Origin of the sequence: Sphingomonas sp. Leaf10, from assembly GCF_001421245.1 — a bacterium.
In the GTDB taxonomy this organism is placed as follows: Bacteria; Pseudomonadota; Alphaproteobacteria; order Sphingomonadales; family Sphingomonadaceae; genus Sphingomonas.
Window position 1 is genome coordinate 199,853 of the sequence record NZ_LMKE01000031.1, and the last position, 13,955, is coordinate 213,807.

Annotated in this window: 15 protein-coding genes and 1 pseudogene; 10 read left to right on the forward strand and 6 right to left on the reverse strand. The window is 66.6% G+C overall.

The genetic code is table 11. The features are described from left to right. On the forward strand, positions 1-514 hold a 514-nt coding region (locus ASE59_RS16205), incomplete at its 5' end, for a ferritin-like domain-containing protein (RefSeq protein WP_056458626.1). Positions 515-548: 34 nt separating this feature from the next. On the opposite strand, the gene ASE59_RS16210 is transcribed toward ASE59_RS16205, so the two are convergent. After that, positions 549-824 carry a hypothetical protein gene (locus ASE59_RS16210; RefSeq protein WP_056458629.1) on the reverse strand — a complete coding sequence of 92 codons (276 nt, stop codon included), beginning with the start codon at positions 822-824 and terminating at the stop codon, positions 549-551. A 56-nt stretch (positions 825-880) separates the two neighbouring features. Beyond that, positions 881-1,240 (reverse strand): hypothetical protein, encoded by a 360-nt coding sequence (locus ASE59_RS16215; protein WP_156360128.1) that lies wholly within the window; start codon positions 1,238-1,240, stop codon positions 881-883. Positions 1,241-1,353: 113 nt separating this feature from the next. On the opposite strand from ASE59_RS16215, the gene glpX reads away from it, so the two are divergent. From glpX to ribA, 4 genes are all read left to right on the forward strand, one after another. Next, complete coding sequence (glpX, locus tag ASE59_RS16220; RefSeq protein WP_056458637.1) at positions 1,354-2,313, forward strand: class II fructose-bisphosphatase; 960 nt, start codon at positions 1,354-1,356, stop codon at positions 2,311-2,313. 80 nt (positions 2,314-2,393) lie between these two features. Next, positions 2,394-3,014 carry a LolA family protein gene (locus tag ASE59_RS16225; RefSeq protein WP_056458640.1) on the forward strand — a complete coding sequence of 207 codons (621 nt, stop codon included), beginning with the start codon at positions 2,394-2,396 and terminating at the stop codon, positions 3,012-3,014. Positions 3,015-3,269: 255 nt separating this feature from the next. Next, positions 3,270-4,064 (forward strand): exodeoxyribonuclease III, encoded by a 795-nt coding sequence (locus ASE59_RS16230; protein ID WP_056458643.1) that lies wholly within the window; start codon positions 3,270-3,272, stop codon positions 4,062-4,064. Next, positions 4,058-5,122: a GTP cyclohydrolase II gene (gene ribA / locus ASE59_RS16235; RefSeq protein WP_056458646.1), complete on the forward strand. Its 1,065-nt coding sequence runs from the start codon at positions 4,058-4,060 to the stop codon at positions 5,120-5,122. Before ASE59_RS16230 ends, ribA begins: the two co-directional genes overlap by 7 nt. Positions 5,123-5,252: 130 nt before the next feature. Here the strand turns inward: ribA and ASE59_RS16240 are convergent, their stop codons facing one another. Genes ASE59_RS16240 through ASE59_RS16250 form a run of 3 tightly spaced genes read right to left on the reverse strand, consistent with a single transcriptional unit; the run spans position 5,253 to position 7,209 of the window. Next, positions 5,253-5,702 (reverse strand): c-type cytochrome, encoded by a 450-nt coding sequence (locus ASE59_RS16240; protein ID WP_235515815.1) that lies wholly within the window; start codon positions 5,700-5,702, stop codon positions 5,253-5,255. After that, on the reverse strand, positions 5,678-6,529 hold the full coding sequence (locus ASE59_RS16245) for a DUF4886 domain-containing protein (RefSeq protein WP_056458652.1): 852 nt from the start codon (positions 6,527-6,529) through the stop codon (positions 5,678-5,680). Before ASE59_RS16245 ends, ASE59_RS16240 begins: the two co-directional genes overlap by 25 nt. 26 nt (positions 6,530-6,555) lie before the next feature. After that, positions 6,556-7,209 (reverse strand): GntR family transcriptional regulator, encoded by a 654-nt coding sequence (locus ASE59_RS16250; protein WP_056458654.1) that lies wholly within the window; start codon positions 7,207-7,209, stop codon positions 6,556-6,558. A 208-nt stretch (positions 7,210-7,417) separates the two neighbouring features. Between ASE59_RS16250 and ASE59_RS16255 the strand changes: the two genes are divergently transcribed. After that, on the forward strand, positions 7,418-8,107 hold the full coding sequence (locus tag ASE59_RS16255; RefSeq protein ID WP_056458657.1) for an extensin family protein: 690 nt from the start codon (positions 7,418-7,420) through the stop codon (positions 8,105-8,107). A gap of 49 nt (positions 8,108-8,156) precedes the next feature. Then, on the forward strand, positions 8,157-9,020 hold the full coding sequence (locus ASE59_RS16260; RefSeq protein WP_056458660.1) for a TIGR00730 family Rossman fold protein: 864 nt from the start codon (positions 8,157-8,159) through the stop codon (positions 9,018-9,020). Between the two features lie 190 nt (positions 9,021-9,210). Here ASE59_RS16260 and ASE59_RS16265 read toward each other — a convergent pair whose 3' ends face one another. Then, on the reverse strand, positions 9,211-10,779 hold the full coding sequence (locus tag ASE59_RS16265; RefSeq protein WP_056458736.1) for a lysine--tRNA ligase: 1,569 nt from the start codon (positions 10,777-10,779) through the stop codon (positions 9,211-9,213). A gap of 81 nt (positions 10,780-10,860) precedes the next feature. Here ASE59_RS16265 and ASE59_RS16270 point away from each other — a divergent pair, with 81 nt between their 5' ends. The 3 genes and pseudogenes from ASE59_RS16270 to ASE59_RS20765 form a co-directional block, all read left to right on the forward strand. Continuing rightward, a complete protein-coding gene (locus ASE59_RS16270) occupies positions 10,861-11,754 on the forward strand; it encodes a bestrophin family protein (RefSeq protein ID WP_056458663.1) in 894 nt (297 codons plus the stop codon). 49 nt (positions 11,755-11,803) lie between these two features. Next, on the forward strand, positions 11,804-12,124 hold the full coding sequence (locus tag ASE59_RS16275; RefSeq protein WP_200913316.1) for a hypothetical protein: 321 nt from the start codon (positions 11,804-11,806) through the stop codon (positions 12,122-12,124). 71 nt (positions 12,125-12,195) lie between these two features. Beyond that, a pseudogene (locus ASE59_RS20765) lies at positions 12,196-13,955 on the forward strand (ATP-dependent DNA helicase); the annotation flags it as partial.

A 13,955-nucleotide genomic window follows, 5' to 3' on the forward strand; every position in this document is an offset into this window, starting at 1 on the left:
GGGATTGTTTTCAAAGGATATCGCGACGCTCGACGACCTGTTCGTCCACCAGCTCCAGGACATTTACTACGCCGAGAACCAGATCACCAAGGCGCTGCCCAAGATGATCGGGAAGGCCACCGACCCCGAACTGAAGGCCGGATTCGAACGGCATCTGGCCGAAACCGAGGGACAGATCCGCCGTCTGGAGCAGGTTTTCGAACTGCATGGCGCTACCAAGAAGGCGGTGACCTGTCCGGCGATCGACGGCATCATCAAGGAAGCCGATGAAGTCGCCGGCGACATCGCCGACAAGAAGGTGCTCGACGCCGCCCTGATCGCGTCGGCGCAGGCGGTCGAGCATTATGAGATCACCCGCTACGGCACGTTGATCGCATGGGCCAAGCAGCTGGGCCGCGAGGATATCGCCACGCTCCTCACCGAGACGCTGGCCGAGGAACGCGCGACCGATGAAAAGCTGACGTCGATGGCCGAACACAAGGTCAACGCGCAGGCCGAACTGGCCGAGGCGTGACGCGCGCGGGGCGGCGCCGTGCCGCCCCGTCCGTTCAGTTGGTCGGCGCCGACAGGATCGTGCGCGGCTTGCGCGTGCAATATTGCTGCGAACCCAAAAGTCCGCATTGCCGCCCGTCCTGTTTCAGTCCGTCGGCCTTGCGATCGAACGCCGGTTCGTCGTCGTCGCCCAGCCGATACCGCTCGCTGCGCCGATCGGGACAACCCAGCGCCCGCGGCGTCAGGGTGCAGTCGACCGGTTCGGCGACGTTCAGCTTGGTAGCGATCGGCGCCGATTGCAGGACCAGCGCGAACAACAGCGTCATCGACATGGGCTTGCTCCCCCAAAAGGCTCGATATCTCAACCCGGTATCGCGGCGATAGTTGCCTATTTCGCTAACGGTCGCGGCGCGCCGATGCTGCCGCCGCGCCGGGTCGACGCGGTCACGCCGACAAAGCCGCACCGTTGCAGAAACGCCGCCGTGCCGCAGGATGGCTGCGGCACCGCCAGCAACCGTTCGCGCTCGCCCAGCGCATCGACGGCGCGCGGATCGCCGTCGGCCGGCGGGGTGGTCAGCGGTACGCGGAACCGGTCGGCATTGCGGGCGGCGCAGACCAGGATTTCATCCGGATCGGCGTCGGTACGACAGGCTTGTGCGACCTGTGTGACGCTGCGCGCCCGCGCGATCATCGCCGCCGCCCGCCCTTCGTCCTGCACCATCGCCAGCAACACGATCCACGCCGTCATGCCTGTACCTTTCGGGAACGATAGACGCGACGTATCGAACAACGCGGCTTGCCCGGCAAGCATCGCTCGCCTATCGCGCGTTTAATATGTTTAACGCCTAGGAGCTTCGTCCCATGCAGCCTGTCAGCAACACCCTCGACCGCGTCCTCGTTCTCGAAATGGTGCGCGTCACCGAAGCGGCGGCGATCGCCGCATCGACGCTGGTGGGGCGGGGTGACGAAAAGGCTGCCGACGCCGCCGCCGTCGAAGCGATGCGCGCCGCGCTGAACGAACTCGACATGCACGGCACCGTCGTCATCGGCGAGGGCGAGCGCGACGAGGCGCCGATGCTGTATATCGGTGAAAAGGTCGGCACCGGCCAAGGTCCGGAAATCGACATCGCGCTCGATCCGCTGGAGGGTACCACCATCTGCGCCACCGCCGGCCCGAACAGCCTGGCCGTACTGGCGATCGCGGAGAAGGGCGGACTGCTGAACGCGCCCGACGTGTATATGGACAAGATCGCGTGCGGGCCGGGCTATCCCGACGGCATCATCGACCTCGACAAGTCGCCGACCGAGAATGTGACGGCAGTGGCGAAGGCCAAGGGCGTCGATCCCCATGACATCATCGTCTGCGTCCTCAACCGCCCGCGCCACGAAGCGCTGATCGCCGAGTTGCGCTCGGTCGGGTGCGGCGTGATGCTGATCGGCGACGGCGACGTTGCCGGCGTGATCGCCACCAGCGACCCCGACACCACCATCGACCTGTATATGGGGTCGGGCGGCGCGCCGGAGGGTGTGCTGGCGGCCGCAGCGCTGCGCTGCGTCGGCGGTCAGTTCAAGGGGCGGCTGCTGTTCCGCAACGATGACGAACGCGCACGTGCCGCGAAGTGGGGCGTCACCGACCTCGACAAGCAATACGACCTGACCGAACTGGCACGCGGCGACTGCATCTTTGCCGCGACCGGCGTCACCGACGGATCGCTGCTCGAAGGGGTCAAGCGGCTGAAGGGCAAGATGACCACCGAGAGCGTCGTGATGCGCGCCAGCTCGGGCACGGTGCGCTGGGTGAAGGGCGAGCACCGGCTGTAATTGGCGCGGGGGCCAGGCATGAACGCGGCGCAACCCATGGGTTCACGCCGCGTTCAACGCGCCGATCCTATCCCGGCCCCATGACACGGAGACTGACCATCCGCCCGCTCGCCCTTGCCGTAGCGCTTGCCGCCCCGGTCGCCCTGCATGCGCAGGCACCGCAGAACGACCTCGCCTCGGTCCAGCGGCATTTGTCGGCGACGCAGACGATGACCGCCGATTTCAGCCAGACCGACCGCAACGGCCGGGTGCTGACCGGGCAACTGACGCTGAAAAAGCCGGGCAAGATTCGCTTTCAATATCAGAAGGGCGTACCGATCCTGCTCGTGTCGGATGGCAAATCGCTCTACTTCCTTGACTATCAGGTCGGACAGAAGCAGCGCTGGCCGATCGGCAACTCGCCGCTCGGCATCCTGCTGAACCCCGAACGCGACGCGTCGAAATATGCGCGGATCGTGCCGTCGAACGATCCGCGTATCGTCAGCGTCGAAGCCTATGATCCCAAGCGCCCCGAATATGGCCGGATCACAATGATATTCGCGCGCCAACCCTCCGCCCCCGCCGGGCTGATGCTGCAAGGCTGGGTCGCGCTGGATGCGCAGGCGAACCGGACGACGGTGCGGCTGACCAACCAGAAATTCAACGTGTCCGTCGCCGACAACGCGTTCCAGTTCAACGAACCCCGCCGGACGCGGCGCTGACCGCCGGTCGGTTCGAGGAAACCCATTCGCCCGGCTTTTTTACAAAATTACGGAATTTGTTCATCTTGGCGACAGGTTCCCGGGCCTAAGACCGAACTCGCGGTGTTGGAGCGCGTCCGGGATTTTCCCCCCTGTTGCCCGGGTCTCCAATGCCCGCCTGCGTAACGAACGCCAGGTCGGCCCTCGCTCCATGCCCCCGGAGCGGGGGCCTTTCCATGTCTGGCGCAGGCGCTTCTCCGACGATACAGGCGCTTCATGGACACGCTTTCGGTCGCTTCGTGGAACATCAACTCGGTCCGGTTCCGCATGGACATCGTCGAGCAATTCCTGCGCGAGGCGCAGCCCGATGTACTGTGCCTGCAGGAAACGAAGGTCGAGAATCGCGACTTCCCGCACGATCCGCTGCGGCGACTGGGCTATACCCATATCGCGATCAACGGGCAGCGGATGCACCACGGCGTCGCGGTGATCTCGAAAGTGCCACTGGCCGAGGACGACCGGCCCGACTGGCAGGCGAATGGCGAGGCGCGGCATCTGGGCGTACGGCTGGCCAACGGCCTCAGGATCGAAAATGTCTACATCCCCGCCGGTGGCGACGTGCCGGACCGCGACGTGAACCCAAAATTCGGGCAGAAGCTCGATTTCCTCGAACGGATGATCGACTGGTCGAAGGGATTGGCGGGTATCCCGACGCTGCTGGTCGGCGATTTCAACGTCGCACCGCTGGAGAGCGATGTGTGGAGCCACAAGCAGTTGCTCGACGTGGTCAGCCATACGCCGATCGAGGTCGAGACGCTGGCGCGGTTGCAGGCGGCGAACGACTGGGTCGATCTGGGGCGGCACTTCGTGCCCCCGCCGCAGCGGCTCTATACCTGGTGGAGCTACCGCGCGAAGGATTGGGCGGCGTCGGATCGCGGGCGGCGGCTCGACCATATGTGGGCCAGCCGCGATGTGGCGGCAAAGGCGACCGCGCACCGCGTCCATGAACCCTGCCGCAGCTGGCTGAAGCCCAGCGATCATATCCCGATCGTCACCGAGTTCGCATTTTGAGCGAGACCCGCGATGTCGCGCGCGCGATCGACGCGCTGCGCCGCGGCTGGTCGATCGCGATTCACGCGCCGGGGGAACCCGCGCTGACGCTGCTGCCGATCGAGACCGCCGATCCCGAACGGCTGGCGCGGTTCGATCCCGATGGCACCGGCCAGATCCTGTTGTCGTTTGGCCGGGCGGAGACGCTCCGCATCGTCAACCAGCGCGCCGCCGCTCAGCCCGATCATCCGGTCGCGATCCGGCGCGAGGCATGGACCGACTTCGCCGCCGCGACCGCGCTGGCCGATCCGCAGCTCGACCTTGCCACGCCGATGAAAGGGCCGTTCCGCAGCATCGACGTGGCCGCACCGGTCGCCGCCACGGCTGCGCTGCGCCTCGCCCGGGTCGCCGGGTTGCTGCCGGCGTTCATCGCCGGCGGCACCGGTGCGGAGGTCACGATCACCCCGGCGGCGATCGATGCGCATGAGGATGCCAACCGGCTGGCGATCGTTACCCGCGCAAGGCTGCCGGTGGCGGGGGCCGAGGACAGCGAGATTGTCGCGTTTCGCACCCCCGATGCCGCGGGCGAGCATGTCGCGCTGGTGATCGGTCAGCCCGATGGGAACCCGCCGCTGGTCCGGCTGCACAGCGAATGCCTGACCGGTGACGTGCTCGGCAGCCTGAAATGCGATTGCGGGCCGCAGTTGCACGCCGCGATCCATGCGATTGCCGATGCGAACTGGGGCATCCTGCTGTATTTGCGGCAGGAGGGGCGCGGGATCGGGCTGGTCAACAAGCTGCGCGCTTATGCCTTGCAGGATCAGGGGTTCGATACCGTCGACGCCAATACGCGGCTGGGCTTTGCGATCGATGCGCGCGACTTCGGGGTGGCGGGGCGGATGCTGGCGCTGCTGGGGCAGCGGCAGATCCGGTTGCTGACCAACAACCCGGCCAAGGTTGCCGGGCTGGAGGCGACGGGAATCGCCGTCGTCGAGCGCGTGCCGCATTATTTGCCGACGAATCCGCATAACGAACGCTATCTGGCGACGAAACGCGATCGGACGGGGCATCAGTTGTAGGTCCAATCGACATTCCGCCTCTCCCCTCCCTGGAAGGGAGGGGTCGGGAGTGGGTTGGCCCGTTGGCGGGCGTGACCTTCCCTCGCAGGCCGACCCACCCCCGCCCCCTCCCTTGTCAGGGAGGGGAGAATTATCGGCTTTCCTCGGCAAGATACGCGATCAGGTCGGCGCGCTCCATCGGGTTGCGGACGCCGGCAAAGGCCATGCGCGTGCCCGGCACCACCCGCGACGGTGCGGCGAGCCATGCGTCCATCCGCGCGGCGTCCCAGCGCCCGCCATGGTCCTTCAGTGCCTGGGTATAGCCGAAGCGCGGATCGCTCGCGACCGCGCGGCCGATGATGCCGTGCAGATTGGGTCCGGCCAGCGCCTGCCGCCCCTTGCCGATCGTGTGGCAGGCGGCGCACTGGCCAAAGGCGCGGCGACCGGCATCGACATTGGCGTGGGCGAGTAGCGTCGCGAGGTCGGCATTCGCCCCGGCGGCGCGCAGCCGGCCGGCGCGGTCGGCATCGCCGCCGCCGCATCCGGTCAGCAGCAGCGTGAAGAACAACCAGCGCGTCACCGTTGCCGCAGCGTCTTCCACGCGACGCGCTGCAACGCCTTGGCAACCGCCGGGGTCAGGCCGAGGTCGCGGGCGGCACGCTCGTTCGGGCCGAGCCGGCGGACGTCATGGCCGGTGACGCGGCCGAAGATCGTCAGCGCCTCCAGATAATAGCCGGCGGTGCTGCCGTGATAGTGATCGTCGGCCCATAGCCCGACCTTGCCCGGATCGATGCCATCATAGGGGTTTGCATCGGCGATGCCGGTCGCGATCGCGTCGTTCCATGCGCTGCCGACCGGGATGGTGCCGGTGATCCCCGCCACCGTCCGTGCGACCTGTCGATTGGCCGCCGCCAGATCGTTCGCCATCGTCGCGATCGGCTGGCCCGACCAGCGGCTGCCGGGGCGATAGGTCAGGTCGGCACGCGACCAGGTTTCGACCAGCTCGACCTGTGCCTCGGGGTTGCGGGCACGCACCAGCGCGGCGAGCCTGCCCGCCGCTTCGCCGTGCCGCGTGGCATCGCCCGGCCGCTTGGCATCGAGCGTCGAATAGCCTTGCAGGATCACCACGTCCCAACGCCGGTCGATCGCTTCGCGCCGGTCGGCATAGTGATAGGCCAGATCCTTGCCCGGCGAGGTTTCGAGCGAGACGCTCCAGTCCAACCCGGCCTGTTCGGCAAAGGTACGGAACAGCGCGGGCACGCCGCCGATCTTTTCGCCGTTCAGGTCGGTGACGCTGTCGGGGCGATAGCGTTCGACCGGCGACCCGGCGCCGAACGTGAAGCTGTTGCCGATGAACAGGATGTCGCGCGCCAATGCCGGGGTCGCGGCAAGCGACAGGGCGGTCAGGGTCAGCAGGAAACGGATCATGCCGCCTTCTACCCCAGCCGCCCGCGTCAGGCGACCGCGGCAGCGAATTGGGTGCGCAGATCCTCGATCGTCGCTTCGAGATGGCGGGTCAGCATCTCGCGCACCGCCACGCCATCGCGGTCGAGCCACGCGTCGAGCAGCGCGCGATGTTCGACATAGGCGCGGTCGCCGCGCCCCTCGGGCCGCAGATGCGCGACGACATAGCGTTCGGCCAGCACCGACAGGCGCTGCACCAGATCGATCGTCAGGTCGCGCCCGTTTGCCGCGACCAACGCGGCGTGGAAGGCACGGTTGCGCGCCGCTGCCTCCAGCAGGTCGCGCGCGGGCGCCCCGTCGAGCCGTTCGAACGCATCGATGGCGGCGGCGCGGCGCTGGTCATCGGCGTGGATCGCGGCATAGGTCGCCGCCCCCGGCTCGACCGCGAGGCGAAGTTCGTAGATTTCCTCGGCCTGCAACGCCGACATCGGCCGCACGGTATAGCCGCGATTGGCCTGTCCGGCGACCAGCCCTTCCTGCTCGAGCCGGGCCAGCGCCTCCCGCAGCGGGATCTTGCTGACGCCCAGTTCGCTGGCCAGCGCGTCCTGTCGGATCGGAAAGGTTTCGGGAAGCGCGCCGCTGACGATTCGTTCGCGGACGATCTCGAACACACGATCGGACAGGGTTCGGACGACGATGGTCACGCTGCATTCCTTTGCGAAGCGGTCCGTTACCGGATGGCGGGCAGGACGTCCGTCATCCGAACATCCAAAAGTCGTACATATTCAAAAAACTTATCGGTAATCAATCTTTTCCTGACAGCGGTTACCCAGATTCCGTAGCTCGGCGGGGCAGAACGGTCGGCCGCATCGCCGCTTGTCGTGTCGCTGGCAACGTGGAACCAAGATGGGGATGGCTGCCCACCGTTTCACCGCCCTGTCGCTCATATTGTTACTGTCTGCCTGTGTGGGGGGCGACCGGCGCGAGCCTGCCCCGCCGCCGACACGGCTGATCGCGCCGCGCGCATCGGGGCCGGTCACGTTGCAGGGACAGACGCCGCGCGACACCCAGCAATGTTTCGCCGACCTGTCGCGTGCCGAGGTCCGCTACAGCCCGCTGCCCGACCGCGATTACGGATCGGGCTGCGTCGTGCTGGGCGCGGTGCAGTTGCTCGACATCGGGACGCCGGTGAATGGGCTGAAGGCGATACGTTGTCCGGCGGCGCGCGCATTGGTCGGCTGGGTCCGCCACGGCGTCCGCCCGGCGGCGCGGCAGTTGCTGGGCAGCGACGTGACCCGCATCGACAGCTATGGCACCTATGTCTGTCGCGGCATCGTCGGCGGGGGCAGCCGCGCGGCGGGGCGGGTGTCCGAACACGGCCTTGCCAATGCGGTCGATATCGGCAGCTTCGTGCTGGCGGACGGCCGCCGCATCTCGATCGAGCGCGACTGGAACAGCCCGGACCCACAGGTCCGCGAATTCCTGCGCATCGTGCACCGATCGGCGTGCAAGCGGTTCGTCACCACGCTCGGCCCCGAATACAACGCGGCGCACGCCAACCACTTCCATTTCGACATGGGCGGGCGGCCGCTGTGCTGGTGATGCAAGGCGCTTGCCGCTGTTCGCAGGCGTGCTTACAACTTCGCCACCTATGACCGATACAAAAGTACCGTCCCGCGTGTTCCGCGGGGCCAAGCAGGAAGCCGAGGCGGCCCGCGCCCAGCTTTCCACCCCGCAGACCGAGCATCCCGCCTATCGACTGGCGTTTCAGGACATGGAGTTCCTGCTGCGCGAGGATTTGCGGCCGGTGCGGTTCCAGCTCGAACTGCTCAAACCCTCGCTGCTGCTCGACGAAGCGAACATCGCGTCGACCTTCGTCATTTATGGATCGGCGCGTATCCCCGAGCCTGAAAAGGCCGACATGCTGCTCGACCTGGCGCAGGACGACAAGTCGCGCGCCATCGCCGAACGCATCGTCGCCAAGGCGCATTATTACGATGTGGCACGCGAACTGGCGTTCAACGCCAGCCAGTTTCCCAACGATGTCAACGGCAAGCGCCACTTCGTCGTATGTTCGGGTGGCGGCCCGTCGATCATGGAAGCCGCCAATCGCGGCGCCAACGAAGCGGGCGCCGAATCGATCGGCCTCAACATCGTGCTGCCGCATGAGCAGGCGCCCAATCCCTACGTCACCCCGGCGCTGTCGATGCAGTTCCACTATTTCGCGCTGCGAAAGATGCACTTCCTGCTGCGGGCGCGCGCGGTGGCGGTGTTTCCGGGCGGCTTTGGGACGTTCGACGAAAGTTTCGAGCTGCTGACGCTGATCCAGACCGGTAAGATCGAGCCGATCCCGGTGTTGTTCTATGGTCGCGAATTCTGGGATCGGGTCGTCAACTGGGACGCGCTGGTCGAGGAAGGCGTGATTTCGGAACGCGATCTGGACCTCATCACCTTCGTCGAAACGGCGGAGGAAGGATGGAATGTGGTCAAGAAGTTCTACGAGGACCGGAAGTAGGCCGATCTAGCCCCCTCCCTGACAAGGGAGGGGAGTCGGGTTTGCGCACCACTCCGCCTGCTGCGTCACTCCCGCGCAGGCGGGAGTCCATATGTACCATCGTTGCGGATCGAGCCGAAACGTCTCCGGCTATGGATTCCCGCCTGCGCGGGAATGACGAAGGTGGACCAGGATTACCGAGATTCGTGCGTTACCGCGCCAGCGCCTCGGCGATCAGCTGGCGGCTGTTGTCGATGCCGTAGAGCGCGATGAAGCTGCCCATACGTGGTCCCTGCGACGTACCGAGCAGCGTTTCGTAGCAGGCCTTGAACCAGTCGCGTAAGGATTCGAAGCCGGCGGTCTTGCCGATTTCGTAGACCGCGTTCTGGATCTGCTCGGCACCGGCATCGGCGGGCATCGCCGCGAGGTCGGCGTCGAGCCGTTCGAGCGCGGCGCGTTCGGCCTCGGTCGGGGCGCGGCGTTCGGGCTTGTCGGCGACGTCGCGGACATAGGCCAGCGCATGGTCGATCAACGCGTCGAGCGCCGGATAGCGCTCCGCCGAAGCATCCTCGACATAGTTGGCGAGATAGCCCCAGACCTGCGGCTTGGTCGCGTCGCCCATCACTCCGACTAGATTGAGCAACAGCCCGAAGGTCACCGGTAGCGTCTCGGCCGGCGGCGGGCCGCCATGGATGTGGTGGACCGGGTTGCCGAGGCGCTGTTCGACCGGCTGGTCGGCATAATTGGCGCGGAACTGCCAATATTCGTCGATCGCGCGCGGGATCACGCCCAGATGGAGCTGCTTGGCCTTTTTCGGCTCGCGATAGGCGTAGAAGGCGACGCTTTCGGGCGGGCCATAGGTCAGCCATTGTTCGAGGCTGAGGCCATTGCCCTTCGACTTCGAAATCTTTTGCCCATGTTCGTCGAGGAACATTTCGTAGTTGAAGCCCTCGGGCGGACGCGCACCGAGCACACGGGCGATCTTCGACGACTGGGTGACCGAATCGATCAAGTCCTTGCCCGCCATTTCGTAATCGACGCCCAAAGCGACCCAGCGCATCGCCCAGTCGACCTTCCACTGCAGCTTCGCACCGCCCGACAGGATCGACTGTTCGACGCGGATGCCATCGTCCATGAACGCGACCATGCCGCTCTCGGGGTCCAATACCTCGACCGGCACCTGCAACACGATGCCGCTGGTCGGCGAAATCGGCAGCACCGGCGAATAGGTCGCGCGACGTTCGGCGCCCAATGTCGGCAGCATGATGTCGAGGATGGCCTGGTAATTACGCAGGATCGCCTTCAGCGCATCGTCGAACCGGCCGCCGCGATAATAGTCGGTCGACGACGCGAATTCATAGTCGAAGCCATATTGGTCGAGGAACGCACGCAGCCGGGCATTGTTGTGCGCGGCGAAGCTGGCATGCGTACCGAACGGATCGGGGATTTCGCTGAGCGGCTTGCCGAGATGTTCGCGCAGCATGTCGCCGTTCGGCACATTGTCCGGCACCTTGCGCAGCCCGTCCATGTCGTCGGAAAAGGCGATCAGGCGGGTCGGCTGGTCCGACAGTTCCTCGAACGCGCGGCGGACCATCGTCGTGCGCAGCACTTCGTTGAACGTGCCGATATGCGGCAGGCCCGACGGGCCATAGCCGGTTTCGAACAGGATCGGCGCGCCGCCGGGTTTTCCGTCGGGATAGCGCTTGAGCAGCTTGCGCGCCTCTTCATACGGCCAAGCCTTTGAAACCAATGCTGCATTGCGGATTTCTGCGTCGATCATCCGGTCCAGATACGCGGTCGGCCGCAATATTTCCACCTGTTGCGACGCAACCTTGATGCAGGTTGGGCGTAGCCTGTTGCGATGATCGTATCCGACGCACCCCGCCTGTCCCGCATCGTCTCCGAAGTATGGAAGCCCGCGCTGGCACTGTTCATTTGGGACGTGATCGTCACCGGCGTCTATTTTGTGCTGCCGTTCAAGGCGCCGTCGCTGCCGCTGACGATCTTCGGTTCGGCGCTGGCGCTGTTCCTAGGCTTCCGGGTCAATTCCGCCTATGCGCGCTGGTGGGAGGGGCGGTCGCTATGGGGACTGATGATCAATGCCTCGCGCAACCTCGCGCGTGGCGCGATCTCGTTCATCGGGCCGGAGAATGAGGGGCAGAAGCGCGACCTGAAGCGCTCGATCGTGTTGCGGCATATCGCCTATGTCCATGCACTGCGCTGTCAGTTGCGGCGGCAGGATTCGAAGGACGAGGTCCACCGGTTCCTGTCGCGCGACGAGGCGGGCGAGCCGCTGGGGCGGACCAACGTCGCCAACGGACTGCTCGACGGGACCGGCGCGCGCATCGCCGAAGCGCAGCGGCGCGACTGGATCGACAGCATCCAGCAGACCAGCCTCGAAAGCGTGCTGATCGACATCGCCAATGCGCAGGGCGGCATGGAGCGGATCAAGAACACCCCGCTGCCGGTGCAATATCGGTTCCTGCCGTCGCTGTTCACGCGGCTGTTCTGCATCGTGCTGCCGATCGGGCTGGTCGAGACGTTGGGTATCGCCACGCCGCTGGGGTCGGGGCTGGCCGGGTTGATGTTCCTTGCGGTGCTGCAGATCGGCGAGGATTTGGCCGATCCGTTCGCCAACAACGTCCACGACCTGCCGCTGACCGCGATGTGCCGTACGATCGAGATCGACCTGCTGCAGGCGATCGGCGATCCCGCGCCCGAACCGCTGAAGCCCGAAAAGGGCGTGCTGTGGTGACGGAACCCGGCCGCGAACGAACCGGTTGGGCCGTTGACGGAGGATGACGATGGCCGACGAACACAAGCCGACGAAGAAGATGGCGGCGAACGCCGAAAAGGGCCTGAAGCTGCGCGACAAATTCGATCGCGGCGGGACCGCGGCCGGGGTGAAGCGCGCGAAGCAGATCGCCGATGGCGGGCCGATGTCCGACGCCGACGTCAAGTCGATGCACAGCTATTTCGCGCGGCACGGCGTCGACAAGGACGGCAAGGCGCATAGCTGGGGCGACGATGAAGACCCGTCGGCGGGCTACATCGCATGGCTGTTGTGGGGCGGCGACGAAGGCAAGGAGTGGGCCGACCGCCAGCGGGAAAAGATCGACGACTAAATCCTCCCCGTGCCGGGGAGGATTTTTGCGTTCCACTTCCGTTCTGACACTAGGCGCGGTAAGGCTCGCAAATGCTCCCCTACCCCGCCCTGCACGCCAGCCATTCGGGTGTCTGGATCGCCGATGCGATGGGTACGCGCGAGGTCAGTCGGGGGGAGGCGATCGCGTGCGTTGCCGATACGCCGACCATCGTCCTCAACGCGCCGCTGATCGGGCAGCGGCTGGGCTATGCCGAATTGTCGGGGCTCGACCTGCTCGAGCTCTACGCCTTCGTCCATCCGGCGCGCTTCGCGGTGCCGACGCCCAAGGGGATCGCGCAAGCGCTGGACCTTCCCCCGCCCGCCGATGAAGCGGCGGTCGCGGCGCTGTTGCGCGATGCCGCCGCCGCACTGATCGCCACCGCATCGGCGCCCTGGGCGGAGCAGGAGGGCGCGTGGACCGCCGCGCAATCGCTGTTCCGGCTGCGCTGGCCGTGGGCGCCGGCGCTGGGACAGGTGCTGCCCAAACCCGCCACCGCCGAACGCTGGCTGTTCGCGAAGCTGCCCGAATGGGAGGAAGCGCCGCCACGGGGGCACCCGCGGACGGTCACGCTCGCTCACGACGCGGTTGCCGAACGGCTGACGACATTGACCGGCCAGGGGGCCGAGACGCGCCCCGGCCAGCGCGCCTTTGCCGCCGCCGCCGCCGATGCCTTCGCCCCGCGCGTCGCGCGCGACACGCCCAATCTGGTGCTGGCGGAGGCGGGAACGGGCATCGGCAAGACGCTCGGCTATCTCGCGCCGGCATCTTTGTGGTCGACGCAGGCCGATGGCGCGGTGTGGGTGTCGACCTTTACCAAGGCGTTGCAACGCCAATTGGCGCAGGAAAGCGAACGGGTGTTTCCCGATCCCGTCGAACGCCGCGCGCGCGTCGTGACCCGCAAGGGGCGCGAGAATTATCTGTGCCTGCTGAACCTCGAAGATGCATTGCAAGGCGGGTTTCAGGGGCGGGCGGCGGTGCTGGCGCAACTGGTCGCCCGCTGGGCGGCGTATAGTGCGGATGGCGACATGGTCGGCGGCGACCTGCCCGGCTGGCTGCCGACGCTGTTCCGGCGCAACGGATCGACCGCGCTGACCGACCGGCGCGGCGAGTGCATCTATGCCGGGTGCCCGCATTACCGGAAATGCTTCATCGAACGCGCCGCGCGGGCGTCGGCACAGGCCGATATCGTCATCGCCAACCATGCACTGGTGATGGTCAACGCCGCGCGCGGGCGCGAGACCGGCACGCGCCCGACCCGTTATGTCTTCGACGAAGGCCATCACCTGTTCGATGCCGCCGATGCGATGTTCTCCGCCGCCCTGACCGGCATGGAGTCGATCGAGATCCGCCGCTGGGTATTGGGGCCGGAAGGCGGCGGGCGCGGGCGGCGGCGCGGGCTGGCGGCCCGGCTGTCCGACGTCGCCAGCTATGATTCGGCAGGCGCGGAGGCGGTGGCGGCGGCGGTCGATGCCGCACGGCTGCTGCCCGCCGAGGGCTGGCTGGCGCGGGTGCAGGAGGGCAATCCGTTCGGCCCGGTCGAGGAATTGCTGGCGTGCGTTCGCGGCGCGGTGTTCGCCCGGGCGAAGGATGGCGAGGCGGGCTATGGGCTGGAGACCGAGCTGACCGAGCCGCCGGCCGAACTGGTCGATGCGGCGGGACCGGCCGCGCAGGCGCTGGATGCTCTACTCCGTCCCCTCATTGCCCTTGGCAAGCGGCTGGAAGCGGTGCTGACCGAAGGGCCGGACTGGATGGACGGTCCGGCGCGGGCGCGGATCGAGGGGGCGATCGCTTCGCTCGGCTGGCGGGGGGG